We start from the raw sequence: 16,239 nt of genomic DNA, 5'->3' as shown, positions 1-16,239 counted from the left end.
AAAAAAGCTTAAAAATTAAAATAAATTATCTAAATACATCTTCTTCTTTTTTTCTGATTAATTCTTTTCCAGTTCCTTCTTTAAATGGTACTGGCGCATTTTTAATAATTGCTAAAGGGATTCCTTCATTGGATTGTCCCATAACAACAGAAGCAGTTGCTGCAAGTTCGTCTGCAATTCCAACTTCGGTGGTTTTTAATTCTCTTCCAAAGAGATCTTTTTCCCCTTTTCTATCCCAAAGTCCACAAATTCCACTAACTCCTATCGCAACACCGCAGGAACCTTTTCTAAATGGTCTACCCATACTGTCGTTAATAATTACGCTAACTTTTTTTCCAGTTATTTCTTCAATTCCGTTTCTTATTTCGTTTGCACTTTTGTCTGGATTTTTTGGAAGTGGTTTTATTCCTTTTGAAGTATTGCTTTCATCAACACCACTGTTTGCGCAGACAAACCCGTGTTTAGTTTCAGTTACTATAAAATTGGGTCCAAGTCTAACTGTTTCATTTGATTCGTCTAAAATTACCTGAACGACTTCAGGTTCTTTTCCAAGTTTTTTAGAAAGTTCAATAGCTTCGTTTGAGGGTTTTATTGTATCTTTTAAAATCACATTTTTTTCAATTTTTGAAACGACAGTTTCTGCAATAACGATTATATCTTTATCTTCGAGAGGATATTTTGAAATGAGTTCTGCTAAAGTATAATCTTCATTTCCACTTATTAATGGAATTTCAAGGCCAATTACTTCCATTCTTACTCTTTCTTTTATCATGATTTTCACTATCGAATGTTTGAATTAATACTTTTTTTCATCACGTATACATCTGGTTTTTTCCCAGCCCATATTTCAAAAGAAACAGCCCCTTGATATACAAGCATTCCAATACCATTTATTGTTTCCGCACCATATTTTATGGCTTCTTTTAAAAATACTGGTTCAAGAGGATTATATATTAAATCCATTACAACCGCACCATATTTTATATCATTCAAAGGAATTACTGGCTTTACATTCATGTTTGGATACATTCCAACAGGTGTTGTATTTATAATAATGTCAAAATCTTTTATATCTACATTTAAATCCCCGTAGGTTATTGAATTTTGCTTTTTCAAATTTTTAGAAAGTTCTTCAGAAAGAATTTTTGCTTTTTCAATATTTCTGTTTATAATTGTTAGTTTATTTTCCTTTGCAAGTTCATAAGAAACAGCTCTTGAGCCGCCTCCTGAGCCTATGATTAAAATGTTTTTATTAATTAAAATTCCAGTTTTTTCTTCAAGTGCCTTCTTTGCACCAATTCCGTCAGTGTTATACCCTATTGCTTTTCCATTTTCAATTTTTACAGTATTTACTGCACCAATTGCTTTTGCATCGTCATCAATTTCATCCAGATATTTCATAATATTCATTTTATGCGGGATTGTAATGTTAAAACCTGCAATCTGAAATGCTTTTGCACCTGCAACCACATCTTTTAGGTTTTCTTCTGAAACATCAAATGCAAGGTATCTATAATTTATTCCAAGGTCTTCAATTGCAGCATTGTGCATTATCGGTGAAAATGAATGATCTACAGGATGTCCAATAAGTCCGAGTAGTTTTGTTTTTGAATCTATCATCATGATAATCACTTTAAGCCATATTCTTTTTTCAAAATTTCAACAAATGTATCAAATGATTTATTTAAACCATTTGTTTGCCGTTTTAATATATTTTCCCCTTTTATCAAATCTCCATAAACATCAGACGTGAAAACATATTCATTATTATCAGTTAATATGCACACAGCACCCTTTCCGACTCCAGCAGTACTTGAAATTGCAATATTACACTTTAACTTATTTTTAAGTGCATTTGCAACCATTTTAGCTACCAAAATATCGTTTTCTTGAGTATATGCTTTTGAATATTTAAAAACGTAGTCGGGTTCTGGAAGTTTAACATTTAGAATTGACTCAATTCCTTTTTTTGAAGGTAAGAACATTGAAGCCATTACAAATACATTTCCATTAATTATGCCATAATTTGGATCTTTTTCAAGTTCTCTGTATCCACAGGCCATTTTATGGATTTTAATCCCGATTTTTCCATGAGTAAAGCATTCTGCAGTAGCTACTGAAATCATTATTTTTATCTCGTTATATTATTACTCTTATCGATTACTATTTTATTTTTGAATTTTTATGTCCTTATGCCCATAATTTTGAATATTTTATTATGTTTAATTTAATATTATTTAATTTCATATTCCATATTAAAAAATTATGGATAAAACTAAAGGTTTAAATTATAAAAATACTATAATCTAATAACTTTAATTTAAAAGGTGTAGTAATGGCGAAATCTAAAAAAGTAGCAGTATTTGAGGGCAAGGGTATTATTGTAACACCCTATACATTAAGAGATCCATTTACAAAATGGAGAAAGTTGAAAATAGAATTATATGAGGATTATTTGGAGTTTATTTTTGATAACAAAACTATCACTGTCGCTTTTGAGCATGTTGATGATATTGGGCTTGAACTTCCAAGAAAAGCCTTAGAAATCGCAAAAAACAATTTAGATGATATTTCAACGTATGGCTCTTTTAGACTAAGCCCTCCCGATGAAGATAAATACAGTATAGGATTTGCACCAGAAGCTTCCATTTATGGAGAACCTACGATAAATGCATTTTTGAAAAAAGTATTTCAACAGTTCTTAAATAAAAAAGAAATAAAATTACAGTATGCAAGAATCGTAGGCGGTTCTGTTGATGTATCTTCTGAATGGGAAGACGGATATCTTGTTTATGCCAAAAAGCCTGTTAAAAGGGGAGTTTCTGTTATTGAAGAATTGGTTCTTGCAGTCGCAGTCACTTCTGGCGAAAAACCTAAAGTTTACGATTTATTTACCAATATGGAATCAGTATCTCTCGAAAAGAAAAAAATCGATGATGAAGATAAGGAAGTATTGGAAATAAAGCAATTGCGGGGTGGAGAAACTGTGAACTCCTACATACACATTCCTTCAACCAAATTACTCTATGTTTTAAGGTACATTTCAAAACTAACGAAGTATCATAATGTAATCAAAAGTTTACTTCCAAAATCTGATGCTGAACTTGATTCTGAAATTGCAGTTGAAAGTTGGAGTGGAGATAAGTTAAAGAATGAAGTTGATAAGCTAGCTCCCGAAGAGCAGGAAATTTTGGCTGCAATGTATACCGGAATTACATCCCTCGAACTCCCCGGAATGATGGGCATGGGTATCGATGAAGTGGAAAAAGTGCTTGAAAACTTAATAGATCGAGGATTTTTAGATCTTGTAAGAATTAGGAAAGAAACAGATCTTACGGAAAAAGGACGGGCTGTTACAAACTTTATAATTACAAATTTCTAAAATTACAAACTACCTACATAAAAAATTAAAATACTAGTATTCTAAAAATAAATTTAACTTATTTTTACTTATTGAGGTGTAATAATGGCAAATATTGTAAAAACGATGATCGTAGACGATTCTGCGTTTATGAGGAATATCTTAAAGCGAATTCTTTCACCAACAAACAAATATGTTGTTGTGGGTGAAGCTTCTAACGGTGCAGAAGCAATTAAAATGGCAGAAGAATTACAACCTGATTTAATCAGTATGGATATTGTAATGCCCGAAGTTGACGGAATAACTGCAACAAAAACAATAAAAGAAAAATTTCCAGAAATTAAAATTGTAATGTGTACTTCGGTAGATCAGGAACAAAAAATGATCGACGCTGTAAATGCTGGAGCGGATGGTTATATCGTAAAACCTTTCCAAGCACCAAAAATCTTAGAACAATTTAACAAATTGTTTCCATAATTAGGGGTTTTATAATGGGGTTTTCCGAAAAAGAGTGGAAAGAACTTCTTGAAGTTATTGTAGATGAAGAAGCGGGCGTGGAAACAATGGTTGTTGAAAATAATTATGACATGAAGAATATTGCGGCTTTTGAAAATATTGGAAAAACTGCTGCAGAAAAAGCAGCAAATTTTGTTCAAGAAATGAGTGGGGACAGTGTTGAAGTTAAAGTTTTTAAAATAGAACTTAACTCAGCACAAGATTTTAAAAATATGGCCAATGATAATGAAAATAGCGTTTTTACCAAAATAAATTTTAATGGCGATGTTTCCGGAACTGGAGTTTTACTTTTTTCTGAAGAATCTGCAATAAGTATGGCGGATTCAATGCTTATAGGAATGGGCATGGAAGAAAATTCCGATGAGGTATTTGGTGAAATGCGGGTTTCTGCAATAAACGAAACATGTAATCTTTTAATTTCTGCTTTTGTGGATACAATTGCAAACTTCATGAATACGTCACTTAACATGACCCCTCCTGATTTTGGTACTGGAAAATTAACAAATCTGATCGATGAAGAATTAAAAAATCATAAGATCGATTCTACAGATACATTATTTACTTTTAAGTCAGAACTATTTTCTCATGGAATAGGTTCCGGTTTTGAGGTTTTTATAGTTATGAACCCAGAATCTACTGATAAATTATTCGAAAAACTAAATTAGTATGGATGCGGTGTTACATTGGGAGTGATAGATACAATAAATAAATTGGTCGATATTGGAAAAGACGCAGCAGAAAATACTGCTAATGCATTTACGGGACTTACTGGAGAAAATACCGATATTTATTTTACGGGCCTTCGTTTTGTCCCTATTGAATACATTCCTGAACAATTTGACGATGAAACGTGTAAGGTAGTAAAAATAAATTTTGACGGACCTCTTTCAGGAACTGCCGTTCTTATGATCAACGAGGAAGATTCCGTAAAATTAGAAAAGCTATTACTACTCGATTTTGTTTGGGATGGATTAGTTAATAAGGCTGAACTTCCAGAATATTCAGAAATTGAGGAATCCGTACTAAATGAAGTTGCAAATGTTGTATTAGCTTCATTTTTAAATGTTTTTGCAAATGCATTAAAAAGCGAAATAAATATCACAACTCCGGAATTTACCAAAGATAGTGGATTTAATATTGTTGAATCTTTGGTATTAGATATGGCTGACAAAGGGATTGACAATGCGCTGGTTTTTGATAATAAAATCGACATTGTTGGACGATTTCCAATCAAAAGTAATATTTTCGTATTAATTGATCCTGAAAAACTCCAAAACCTTGATAATTTATAAATATTTACTTAACTTTTTAATTTTGTTTTTTATTTTTTTACAAGGTGATTTTGAAATGGAAGACATTTATTTTAAGAAAATTAAACGAGATATTGGGACTAAATTAAAAATACAGGTGGACCAGTATAAAGATACTTACATTTTAAGGCGAGTTTCTGTGAGGATGCGATTGTGTAAATGCAAGGATTTTGGTGAATACTATGAATATCTTACAAAAAACCCTTCAGAATATGAAAAGCTCGAAAATACACTTACGGTTAACGTAACCGAATTTTGGAGGGATAAGACGGTATACAACGAACTTAGGAATATTTTTGAAAAAATGGTACTCGATAAAAAGATTAGAACTATTCGAATATGGAGTGCAGGATGTTCTTCGGGTGAAGAACCTTATGGGCTGGCGGTAATACTAAAAGAATTAATGGAAAAACATAACAAAAAATTTTTGAGGGTTTCAATCACCGCAACAGACCTCGACAAAGAAATTTTGGAAAAAGCAAAAGAAGGAAGTTATATATCGAAACAATTGAAAAACATGGATGCAAACACGATTGAAAAATATTTTGATAAGTTGAACAATAATGAATACCAAATCAAAAATGAAATAAAAAGAATGGTTCAATTTAGAAAACATGATTTAATTAAGGAAGGCCCGATGTCAAGTATGAACATGGTTCTTTGCAGGAATGTGATAATTTATTTTGATAAGAACATTCAGGAAAAATTATTTATGAAATTTCACAATGCATTGATTGATGATGGGTACTTAATTTTGGGAAAAACAGAAATGCTCCACGGAGATTCGAGAAATGCATTCAAACCTTCGAATCACAGGGAACGAATATATCAAAAATTAAAAATAGATTAATTAGTAGTATTTTTTTATTATTTTGTTTTAAATGCGCTAACATCCTTGGATATTTTTTCAGAAGCTAGAGTTATTTCTTCTATATAATTATCTATTTCGTTCATTATTCTACTCTGTTCTTCCGCAGATGCAGTAACTTCTTCCGCAGTAGCTGCAAACTCTTCTGAGATCGATGCAATATCCTGCGCATTCTTTAAAGCACCTTCAGTATTATCGGCAGCATTTTGTGCACCCTGTTTAATTCCGTTTATTTTATCTGCTGCACCATTAACGCTTTCTTTAATTCTTAAGAGTGCATCATTTACTTCGTCGATTGCAATTACCCCTTTATCGACTTCATCTTTTCCTTTTAATCCAAGGTCCATTGTATCTTCAATTCTTCGATTTACGCCGTCGATTGTATGATTGATATCTTCAACGGATTTTTTAATTTCTTCTGCAAGCGCTTTAATTTCACTTGCAACAACTGCAAACCCTTTTCCAGCTTCTCCCGCACGTGCAGCTTCAATTGAAGCATTTAATGCTAAGAGTCCAGTCTGTTCTGCAATATCTTTAATTAATCCTGTAACGTCGTTGATCTTTTTACCATCATCCCCGAGCATTTGGATTGCTTTTCCTAACTCATCGATTACATTTGTTATTGACTGCATTCTTGTGATTGCATTTTCAACTTTTTTAACCCCATTTTCAGAGTTTTCGCTGATTTCTTCCGCAGATTTGACAGTTTCTTCTGCTGCACCGTAAACTTCTTTTGCAACGCCATAGGTTGCTTCGAGTTGGTCTGATGCCTCCTGTAATTTTGCAGACTGGTCTGCAGCAGCACTTGCAACCTGACTTGCTGCATCTGCAACTTGTTCAGAAGTTTCTTCTGCCCGTATTAGGTCTTCTTTCGCTTTTGAAAGTTCGTTGTTTAAATATTCAATCTGTTTTTTAAGGTCAGTTATCATTGTTGCAACATTTTCAATTGCATTATTTGTTGTTACTTGTAGTTCGTTATGTTTTCTGTTTGTATCTGCCCTAACGGTAAAATCACAATTTTCCAGACTTTTAAATATTTTATGGAGTTCTGAAAATGTCTTGGAAACTTCCTTTTTATATATATTTAATGCATCATCATCTTTTTTTAGTCTTTCAAAATCAGATATCACAGTTTTAAACATCTCTTCATCACAATGATCAAATTCTTTTCCCATTATTTTTGAAGAAGATTCCATAAATGCATCTAGTCCATCAAAACATGTTTTTTTAAGTATATTATATCCTACTGCAGTCGAAATAGCTGCTGAAATTATAAGTAACACGAATAATATCTTTAAATCATACATTGAAGCCATTTTTAAAAAATATGTACTAACAAAAATAATTGCGGAGGTTAAAGCCGCAGTAATTAATATTGGGGAATATGGTTTTTGTGTATTCATGCTCATCACCGTATCATTATATAGTTTTAAGTTCACTGCCTTTTCTAACCATAACGCTGCCATCTTTAAGGGATAATGTTATTGTACGTCCTGTATCGCCACCAAGATCTTCTGAAGATACCCTCAGACCAATTTTTTTTATTTCAATTTTGGAAGCTTCTATATTTTTTTTACCTACATCAATATTATTTGAATTATTTCCAAACATTGCAGCACCACCTGCAAGTTTCACTGTCAATCTATCTTTTCGTGCGCCCATTTTTACAATCTTTGTTATGAGTTCTGGAATCGCAGTATCCACATATTTTCCAGGATTTTTTTCTTTCTGCATTCTTGATTTTGGAAGCATTACGTGGGCAAGACCACCAATTTTTTTACCTTTATCGTAAAGTATGATTGCTACACACGATCCCAAAAGGGTTTCAATTGATTCGGGGCTTTTACCCACCCCAATATCGCCCATTTTTACCTTCAAAACCATGATAATCGTCCTAGATGTTGTTTAAATCTAATATCAATGCTACACGACCGTCTCCCAGTATGGTGGCTCCTGCAAGACCATTAATGTTTTTAAGTATTCCTGTAAGTGGTTTTACAACAATTTCGTCTCTTCCAATAACTTCATCAAGGATAACTCCCACTTTACCTTTGTTTTTTTCAACAACTACGACGTAAAGGTTTTCTGTTTCAGAAACTTCATAGGTATTTAGTGCATCTTTTAGCCATATTACTGGAAGAATATGTTCCCGGTATATTATTGCTTCCTGACCTTCTAGGTTTTTAATCTGATCTTTTTCAACAGATATAACATCCAAAACGCTTGTTAATGGAAGTGCATAGATCTGTTCTTTTAATCTAACTAAAAGGGTCTGTATGATGGCCATTGTTAGTGGAAGGTGTAATGTTATTTCGGTTCCTTTTCCAACTTCAGAATGCACGGATACGCTTCCTCCAAGAGATTCTATTTTTGACCTTACGACATCCATTCCAACGCCCCTTCCGGAAACGTCGGATACCACTTCAGCAGTACTAAATCCAGGGAGGAATATTAAATTAACAGCTTCATTATCTGTTAATTTTTCAGCTTCTTCTTTTGTATACATTCCTTTTTTAATTACTTTTTCACGCATGGCGTCAGGATTTATTCCTTTACCATCATCTTTGATTATAATATTTACCCTATCTCTTTTTCGCGTCGCGATTAGTTTTAAAACTCCTTTTTCAGGTTTTCCCAATTTTATTCTTTCATCAGCATGTTCTATACCATGATCAAGAGAGTTTCGAATAAGATGTGTAAGGGGTTCTGCAAGTTCATCAAGCACCGTTCTATCAAGTTCAATTTCAGAACCTTCTATTTCAAAGTCAATTTCTTTACCCAATGCTTTTGCAGTATCCCTTACTGTTCTTGGAAAACGATTGAATACAAATGCAACAGGAATCATTCTCATACCCATTACTTCTTCTTGAAGTTCTGTTGCCAGCATATTAAGTCTTCCAACGGCATTATGTAGTTCTTTTAAATCGTACTTTGTAGCAATCTGGGTAAAATTCGCCCTGTTTATTACAACTTCCCCAACTAAATTCATCAATTTGTCGAGCTTTTCAATATTTACCCTTACAGTCTGTGATTTTTTAGATGTTGAATTATCAGATTGTTTTTTTGAAGTTGCATCAGTTGTATTTTTGTTTTTCAGGTCGAATTCTGGAATTTCAATACTTTTATGTACCATTTCAATTGAAATGCTTGTTATTTCGGGAGTTTTAGAAATAATCTCCTTAATGTCTTCCTCAGATTCGTCAGTATCGTAGTAGATAGTAACTCCATTTCCGTCGAGGTTTCCTTCTTGTATTTTTTCTTCGGAAGGTTCAGTTTCTAAAATAATTCCCTTTTCTTTCAGGTCTTTAATAACCAGGTATGCCCTAACAGCTTTTAAGAGACATTCGGGATCAATTTTAATATCAATTTTGTATTGTTCACAAGTATCTTCAGTTTTTGGAGCAGTTGGTTTTTTAATAACATGTTCTTGAATAGGGGAGTTATTTTCAAGAACTTCGAAATTAACCTGTGCAGATACAACATATTCCATTTCACATACGGAATCTGAAATATCCATTCCATCGGAATCGGCAGATATTAAAATATCTATTTCGTCAGAGCCGCTTGACAAAAGGTCACTTTCTGAAGGAACTGATGAAATTATTCTTCCAATATTCTTAATGGCGGAAATAACCATTGTTAAACGAACCGCTTTTAAAAGGCAGTCATCTACCACTTTTGCTTTTACATGGTAAATTTTTTTATTTTCATTAATTTCAGAAATCAAGTCATCTGAAACTTCTTCCAAATTAAATATTGTATGATCTAAAATAATTTCTTTATCTGCAGTTATTTCTTCAGTATTATCTGCTAAAACTGATAAAATTTTTTCATTTAACTCGGAATATTCATCTCCCGGATTTGATCCACTTTCTACCACTTTTGCAATTTTTTCCATGGTCAAGAGGGATGATTTTAATACTGAAAGTGAATTATCTGTTATCTTGACTTTTTCGTTTAAAATGGCACTTGAAAGTTCTGCAATATTGTTTACAGTATTTTTTAATTCTAAATAATCGAGCGCTTCAAGAATTGTTTGAAGTGCTGAAGCAGATTCTTGCATCTGATTTAAAATATCATCTAAATTTTCAGGCCGTTCAACAGTATCATTTACGTTACCTTTGATAACAATATTGGTAGATTCTTCTGTTAGTTTTATTAAACTCTCATTAAAATCTGAATTTTGGGCAGGTTCCTGTTCTAACTCATTTTTTTCATCAGCGGATATTTCATCAACAGAACTACCTGGGGAATAATCGCCAGATAGATATTTTGTCTTAACTGATTTTATGGTTTCAACTAATGTATTTACATCCACGTTTGTAGTGTTTTCCCCATCACTAACTTCCGAAACCATTGTTTCGAGTGCATCAAGACATTTAAACAATAGATCTACAATTTCGGGGTTTATTTTTATTCTTCCATCACGAATGTAGTCTAAAATATCTTCCATATGGTGGGTTAATGAAGATATATGTTCAAATCCAAGAGTTCTTGCAGACCCTTTTAAAGTATGTGCAGACCTAAATATCATATTAATAATTCTTTCAGAATCTTCCGGACAGTTTTCGAGTTCAACCATGTTTTGATTTAATGATTGCAAATGTTCTTCAGCTTCTGTCATAAATAGTTCTTTATATTGTTCCATGTCGTCCATATTATCGACCCCCGATTTTTTTAGCAAATTTAATGATTTCTTCGGGCATGTTTACTGGATCCATCACCTTATCGACTACATTCATTTCAATTGCTGTTTTGGGCATGCCAAAAATAACACAAGTTTCTTGATTTTGTGCAATTGTATATCCACCTGCTTTTTTAAGCATTTTAAGTCCGTTTGCACCATCTCGTCCAATTCCCGTTAAAATTATACCGATTGTGTTTTTACCGTAGTGTTTTGCTACATTTTCTGCAGTCACATCTACCGTAGGTTTGGTTCCATGAATTTTGGGCATGTTTTCATCAATTAAAATGTATGTATTTCCGCCCCGTTTTTGGAGTAACATTTGTGAATCTCCTGGTGCAACATAGGCATGATCTGGTTTTACAAGTTCACCATGTTCTGCTTCTTTAACTGTAATCAAAGAAATATTATTCATTCTTTCAGCAAAAACACGTGTAAATCCTCGAGGCATGTGTTGTACTATAAATATCGGGGGCATATTTTTTGGAATATTTGAAATTATTTCAGAAACTACGGGTGGCCCACCGGTTGATGAACCTATCATTACTGCCATGCCATTTAATTTTTCGGGATTGATTCCGGAGAATTTTTCAAGGGATTTTTCTAGATTATTATCGTTGGATTTTTCTTCTTTTTTGCCATTATCTAATATTTTATTTGATTTAATTCTTGCAGTGGATTTTGAAGCCGCTTTTACCTGACTTATTATTTTTTCTCCAACTGTACGAATGTCGAGTGAAACAGAACCTGAAGGTTTTTCTATAAAATCAACTGCACCATTTTCTAGTGCTTTTAATGTGGCTTCAGAACCCTGTTTTGTTATTGCTGAAAGCATGAGTATGGGTGTAGGTTTATACTCCATAATCTGTTTTGTAGCATCGATTCCATTCATAATTGGCATTTCAACATCCATGGTAATTACATTTGGTTCCAATTTTTTTGCGAGTTCAACTGCTTCTTTTCCATCTTTTGCAGTAGCAACAACTTCAATTTCCGAATCTGCTCCCAATATGTCTTCCAAAACTTTTCTCATAAATGCTGAATCATCTACGATTAGAACCTTTATCTTACTCATGCTTTCACTTTTTGATAGTTATTTGTTTTATTTAGAATTCTTGTGGGTCAATTAAGTTTTTAATGTCTAAAATAATTATTAATCTGTTTCCTATTTTTGCAATACCTTCTATGTATTCGCCACTTGCATTTTTCTTGATTCCTTCAATGTCTTCAATCTGTTCGGATGAAATTTGCATTACATCACTTACGGAATCAACTAAAATTCCAATTGGTACACCATCGATTTCTACGACCATTACAAGCTTTTCGTCATCTTCGTCACCTGCATCCTCAAAAAGATTTAATTTCTTTCTAAGATCGATGATTGGCATGATTTCTCCACGAATATTCGTAACTCCAACGATGTAACTAGGAGTATTTGGAATTGATGTAATGTCTTGTAATTTTAAAACTTCTCTTACGCCAGTTACTCTTAAACAATATTCATTGCTTGACAATTTAAAAACTACTACTTTTGGGACTTCATCCATAATAACAACCTCATTTTAACTTATCTAATATATTATGAACAAGAATTATGCAATGATCAGCATGTAATTCTAATGGGGATAAGGATATTTTTTCTGCACCAATTTCTTCTAAAAATTCTTCATCTTCCTCGCCGATTCCAATATGGTCGCCGAGTATAAATACAAAATCTTCATCATTTTTAAATTCGAAATTTTCAAGTGGTTTTCCATTTAAATGGAGATAAAAAATTCGTTTCCCCTCATTTTTCTTTTTTAGAATAATGTCTCTAAATTCCCATTTTGATGAGTATATTCCAGATGTGCTTTCTTTCCAAAGTTCTGAAGCATCTTTTTCGAGTGCTTTCTTTATGAAAAGGGCAATACTTCGTTCATCAGGACTTACTCTTTTTAATTCATTTCCAACAAATTGCAATGCAATCGGAGGATTTGGCGGGCCATAGAGAACACTGTAAAAAATAGTATCTCTTCTTAAATCATGAGAAAGAAAAAATGCGCTGTTTACACAGCGACATATTAAATCCAATCTTCCAGAACTTCCGGGAAGATCTTTTAAGTTAATTTCACCATTTGTCACGGTTTTGTTAGCTTTAATTATGAATTCTTTCAAAATTTCACCTAATTAAGGTCTAAAACATCGAAAGTATTGTATATACCTTCTTTCTTTTCAGCAACAAATTTAACTGCAAGAATTACGCCTGAAATAAATGACTGTCTGCTGCTTGCTTTGTGGGTTAATTCAAGTCTTTCACCATCTGCTGCAAACATTGCAGTGTGATCCCCAACAACATCGCCACCCCGTAATGCATGTATGCAGATTTCTTCTTTTGTTCTTTCACCGGTGATGCCTTTTCTTCCGAAAATTAAGTTGGAATCTCTGTTTAAGTTGTTTTGAATAATTTCAGCAGCTCTTAATGCAGTTCCACTTGGTGCATCTTTTTTGAATTTGTGGTGCATTTCAATAAGTTCTATGTCATAATCCCCGAGTTTTTGTGCGAGGAGTTCGAGTGTTTTAAAGAATATATTTACACCAACAGCGTAGTTTTGTGAGATGGTTGCAGCAACTTTGTTTTCAGAAATTGCGTTTTCCATTTCAGCTCTTTGTTCGGAGGTAAATCCGGTAGTTCCAATAACTAAATTTACTCCAAGTTTAGCTGCTGTTTTTGCAGTATTAACACATGGGGCAGGTGCTGTAAAATCAACCAATACTTCTGCACCTGATTCTTTTAATACAACTTCAAGTTCGTCTGAAGTGCTTAATGCTACACCAATTTTTCCAACGCCCGTTAATTCTCCAATATCTAGTCCTTTTTTAGGGTGGTTTGGAATATCAATTGCTGCAACAACGTCTAATCCGTCTGTTTCAGTGATTGTTTTTATAATTCCACTTCCCATTCTACCAAGTGCTCCCGTAACTGCTACCTTAACCATATTTCCACCTAAGCTTCTGCTTTTTCGTCAATGTCGCCCATATAATTATCAATTTTACATTTTAAATTATCTACAACACCAGAAGCCTTGTCTATAGTTTCAGGAGTAAATTCTTTTAATATATATTTTATATCCTGTACACCTTCGTAAATTTCCTGGAGAAGGTTCAAAAGTCCCGAAATTTTGACATTTTGAGCATCCAATGCATCGATTATTTTTTCAGAATTATTGTCGATAGTTGTTAATACTTTATCGATTTCTGAAGTTATAGTATCTAATTTAGATGTCTGTTCAGTATTTGAAGCTATTAATATATCCAGTTTATTATTTATTGATTCGAGTAAATTATTGTTTCCTTCAGAGCCATTGTCAATTTTTTCGATATCAACTGCAGGTTTATCCATTGCAAGTTTAATTCTGTTAAAAATATTGTTCATAGAATTTTTTAAATTATGTGCAAGAGATTCAAAATCGTCATTTACAATATCAACGTTTTCAGGCTCTTTAAAATCTGATTGATTTTCATCAAATTCTCCAAATTCATTGTCGCTATCGTCTTCAAAATTTTCTTCTATGATATTTTCATCATCATTTTTCAGAATGTCTTGGTTTTCTTTTATTTTTTCGAATCGCTCAATACTACTATCAAAAACTTCCATGATATCGGCCCCATATAACTTGAATGTTTTTTTGCCGATTATATACTATATTGTTTTTGTGTAGGTAATTATGTGCATATCAAAGCGACTAATAAAAACATTAAAAATTTTTCATTTTTTTTCTGATTTGATAGGTATTCTTGTAATGGAATTGCATTCAAGACATGTGATTACAACATGAGGATAATTTTTTGCCTTGGTTCTGACCCTTGCATTTTTACCATAAATTAAAAAAGAACCACAATTTTTACAAATTCTTCTTTTCCATTCTTTTGGATAAGGCATTCTCATTCGCATTGCTATTTTTTTACCTAAAAGTACGTAATTTTTTGAACGATCTATTTTTCCTGCTTTTGATTCTTTTTCTGCCAGATTCATCAGTACATCAATTCGTTCTTCAGCAATTTTTTTTGACTTTTCCAGAAATTTTTTTTTTAGTTTCATGTTTTCCCTTGAAATAATTATAACTAAATCAAATAGAAATCTGATAAAATTATATAAAAAGGAATGTAAAGAATAGAGATTTCTTACTAAAATTTATATTGTATGAAACCGAATATGATTTGCTAAAAGAATTTGTAAAGATTATTTATAACTATGGTGAAACAGTGAGTAAAGTTAAGGACATGGGTCTTGCTCCAAGTGGGCACCTAAAAATGGAATGGGCGAAAAAACACATGCCCGTTCTTTGTCGTATAGCGGAAGATTTTAAAAAAGATAAGCCTTTTGACGGAATTACAATTGGAATGGCACTCCACTTAGAAGCTAAAACTGCAATTTTAGCAGAAACACTCATGGAAGGTGGCGCAAAAATTGTGATTACTGGATGTAATCCCCTTTCAACACAGGATGACGTTGCAGCTGCATGCGTTGAAAAAGGAATGGAAGTTTACGCTTGGCGAGGAGAAACCAACGAGGAATACTACGAAAATTTAAATAAAGTTCTCGATTCAAATCCCGATATCATAATTGATGATGGTGCAGATTTAATATTCTTAATTCATACGGAAAGAACTGAATTAATCGGAAAAATAATGGGCGGTTGTGAAGAAACTACAACTGGAATCATTAGATTAAAAGCAATGGCTGAAGAAGGGGCATTAAAATTTCCTGTTGTAAATGTAAACGACGCTTACACAAAACATATGTTTGACAACAGGTACGGAACAGGCCAAAGTGCAATGGATGGAATTATAAGAACTACAAATTTACTTATTGCGGGTAAAAACGTTGTAATCGGCGGATACGGCTGGTGCGGTAGAGGGGTAGCTTCAAGAGCTGCAGGCCACGGTGCAAACGTAATCATTACAGAAGTAAATCCAATCAGGGCGTTAGAAGCTAAAATGGATGGATTTACAGTATTAAAAATGGAAGAAGCTGCAAAAATTGGGGACATTTTTGTAACCACTACTGGCTGTAAGGACATCTTAAGAATGGAACACTTTTTATTGATGAAAGATGGTGCTGTATTATCAAATGCAGGACATTTCGACAATGAAATTAATAAAAACGATCTAAACGAACTCTCAAAATCTGTAAAAGAAGTTAGATTTAACATTGAAGAATATGACCTTGGAAACAAAAAAATATTCTTACTTGGTGAAGGAAGGCTCGTAAACTTAGCATGTGCTGACGGACACCCTTGCGAAGTAATGGATATGAGTTTTGCAAACCAGGCATTGAGCGCGAAATTTATTAAAGACAATAACAAAAAACTTGAAAATGAAGTATACGAAATTCCTTATGAACAGGATTTAAAAATTGCACTTTTAAAATTACATTCAATGGGTGCAAATATCGATGAGCTCTCTCCCGAACAGAGAAAATACTTAAGCGACTGGAAAGAAGGAACTTAAGTTTTTTAAT

Annotated in this window: 18 protein-coding genes; 6 read left to right on the top strand and 12 right to left on the bottom strand. The window is 33.0% G+C overall.

The annotated features are described in order from the left end of the window. Window positions 1-25: 25 nt before the first annotated feature. From MMARC5_RS03755 to MMARC5_RS03745, 3 genes are read right to left on the bottom strand one after another with little or no spacing between them, the layout of a single operon-like run. The gene (locus MMARC5_RS03755; RefSeq protein WP_011868508.1) at window positions 26-772 is read right to left on the bottom strand and encodes a coenzyme F420-0:L-glutamate ligase; all 747 of its coding nucleotides are present in this window, start codon (window positions 770-772) and stop codon (window positions 26-28) included. An 8-nt stretch (window positions 773-780) separates the two neighbouring features. Continuing rightward, complete coding sequence (aroE, locus tag MMARC5_RS03750; RefSeq protein ID WP_048058554.1) at window positions 781-1,620, bottom strand: shikimate dehydrogenase; 840 nt, start codon at window positions 1,618-1,620, stop codon at window positions 781-783. Between the two features lie 8 nt (window positions 1,621-1,628). After that, window positions 1,629-2,126, bottom strand: a complete 498-nt coding sequence (locus MMARC5_RS03745; RefSeq protein WP_011868506.1) for a UPF0254 family protein — start codon at window positions 2,124-2,126, stop codon at window positions 1,629-1,631. 209 nt (window positions 2,127-2,335) lie between these two features. Here MMARC5_RS03745 and MMARC5_RS03740 point away from each other — a divergent pair, with 209 nt between their 5' ends. The 5 genes from MMARC5_RS03740 to MMARC5_RS03720 all read left to right on the top strand — a co-directional run bounded on the left by MMARC5_RS03740 (window position 2,336) and on the right by MMARC5_RS03720 (window position 6,037). Next, window positions 2,336-3,382, top strand: coding sequence for a CheF family chemotaxis protein (locus MMARC5_RS03740; protein ID WP_011868505.1), 1,047 nt, complete (start codon window positions 2,336-2,338; stop codon window positions 3,380-3,382). Between the two features lie 84 nt (window positions 3,383-3,466). Continuing rightward, window positions 3,467-3,838, top strand: a complete 372-nt coding sequence (locus tag MMARC5_RS03735; RefSeq protein ID WP_011868504.1) for a response regulator — start codon at window positions 3,467-3,469, stop codon at window positions 3,836-3,838. A gap of 14 nt (window positions 3,839-3,852) precedes the next feature. Then, window positions 3,853-4,542, top strand: coding sequence for a chemotaxis protein CheC (locus tag MMARC5_RS03730; protein ID WP_011868503.1), 690 nt, complete (start codon window positions 3,853-3,855; stop codon window positions 4,540-4,542). Window positions 4,543-4,560: 18 nt separating this feature from the next. Continuing rightward, window positions 4,561-5,169 (top strand): chemotaxis protein CheC, encoded by a 609-nt coding sequence (locus MMARC5_RS03725; RefSeq protein ID WP_048058454.1) that lies wholly within the window; start codon window positions 4,561-4,563, stop codon window positions 5,167-5,169. Between the two features lie 55 nt (window positions 5,170-5,224). After that, the gene (locus MMARC5_RS03720; protein ID WP_011868501.1) at window positions 5,225-6,037 is read left to right on the top strand and encodes a CheR family methyltransferase; all 813 of its coding nucleotides are present in this window, start codon (window positions 5,225-5,227) and stop codon (window positions 6,035-6,037) included. A gap of 17 nt (window positions 6,038-6,054) precedes the next feature. On the opposite strand, the gene MMARC5_RS03715 is transcribed toward MMARC5_RS03720, so the two are convergent. From MMARC5_RS03715 to MMARC5_RS03675, 9 genes are all read right to left on the bottom strand, one after another. After that, window positions 6,055-7,458: a methyl-accepting chemotaxis protein gene (locus tag MMARC5_RS03715; RefSeq protein ID WP_011868500.1), complete on the bottom strand. Its 1,404-nt coding sequence runs from the start codon at window positions 7,456-7,458 to the stop codon at window positions 6,055-6,057. Window positions 7,459-7,474: 16 nt separating this feature from the next. Further along, complete coding sequence (locus tag MMARC5_RS03710) at window positions 7,475-7,939, bottom strand: chemotaxis protein CheD (protein WP_011868499.1); 465 nt, start codon at window positions 7,937-7,939, stop codon at window positions 7,475-7,477. A gap of 10 nt (window positions 7,940-7,949) precedes the next feature. Beyond that, on the bottom strand, window positions 7,950-10,712 hold the full coding sequence (locus MMARC5_RS03705) for a chemotaxis protein CheW (RefSeq protein ID WP_011868498.1): 2,763 nt from the start codon (window positions 10,710-10,712) through the stop codon (window positions 7,950-7,952). Between the two features lies 1 nt (window position 10,713). After that, a complete protein-coding gene (locus tag MMARC5_RS03700) occupies window positions 10,714-11,814 on the bottom strand; it encodes a protein-glutamate methylesterase/protein-glutamine glutaminase (protein ID WP_011868497.1) in 1,101 nt (366 codons plus the stop codon). A 31-nt stretch (window positions 11,815-11,845) separates the two neighbouring features. Further along, a complete protein-coding gene (locus tag MMARC5_RS03695) occupies window positions 11,846-12,286 on the bottom strand; it encodes a chemotaxis protein CheW (protein ID WP_011868496.1) in 441 nt (146 codons plus the stop codon). 10 nt (window positions 12,287-12,296) lie between these two features. Then, window positions 12,297-12,893, bottom strand: a complete 597-nt coding sequence (gene trmY / locus MMARC5_RS03690; protein ID WP_011868495.1) for a tRNA (pseudouridine(54)-N(1))-methyltransferase TrmY — start codon at window positions 12,891-12,893, stop codon at window positions 12,297-12,299. Between the two features lie 8 nt (window positions 12,894-12,901). Beyond that, window positions 12,902-13,714, bottom strand: a complete 813-nt coding sequence (gene dapB, locus MMARC5_RS03685) for a 4-hydroxy-tetrahydrodipicolinate reductase (RefSeq protein WP_011868494.1) — start codon at window positions 13,712-13,714, stop codon at window positions 12,902-12,904. Window positions 13,715-13,722: 8 nt separating this feature from the next. Then, on the bottom strand, window positions 13,723-14,373 hold the full coding sequence (locus tag MMARC5_RS03680) for a hypothetical protein (RefSeq protein ID WP_011868493.1): 651 nt from the start codon (window positions 14,371-14,373) through the stop codon (window positions 13,723-13,725). 111 nt (window positions 14,374-14,484) lie between these two features. Next, window positions 14,485-14,817 carry a ribonuclease P protein component 4 gene (locus MMARC5_RS03675; RefSeq protein ID WP_011868492.1) on the bottom strand — a complete coding sequence of 111 codons (333 nt, stop codon included), beginning with the start codon at window positions 14,815-14,817 and terminating at the stop codon, window positions 14,485-14,487. A 164-nt stretch (window positions 14,818-14,981) separates the two neighbouring features. Between MMARC5_RS03675 and MMARC5_RS03670 the strand changes: the two genes are divergently transcribed. Next, window positions 14,982-16,229, top strand: coding sequence for an adenosylhomocysteinase (locus MMARC5_RS03670; RefSeq protein ID WP_048058453.1), 1,248 nt, complete (start codon window positions 14,982-14,984; stop codon window positions 16,227-16,229). Window positions 16,230-16,239 lie beyond the last annotated feature (10 nt).

Origin of the sequence: Methanococcus maripaludis C5 (assembly GCF_000016125.1) — an archaeon.
GTDB classification, from domain to species: domain Archaea; phylum AGJL01; class Methanococci; order Methanococcales; family Methanococcaceae; genus Methanococcus; species Methanococcus maripaludis_D.
This window is presented reverse-complemented; position numbering and strand designations above follow the sequence as displayed.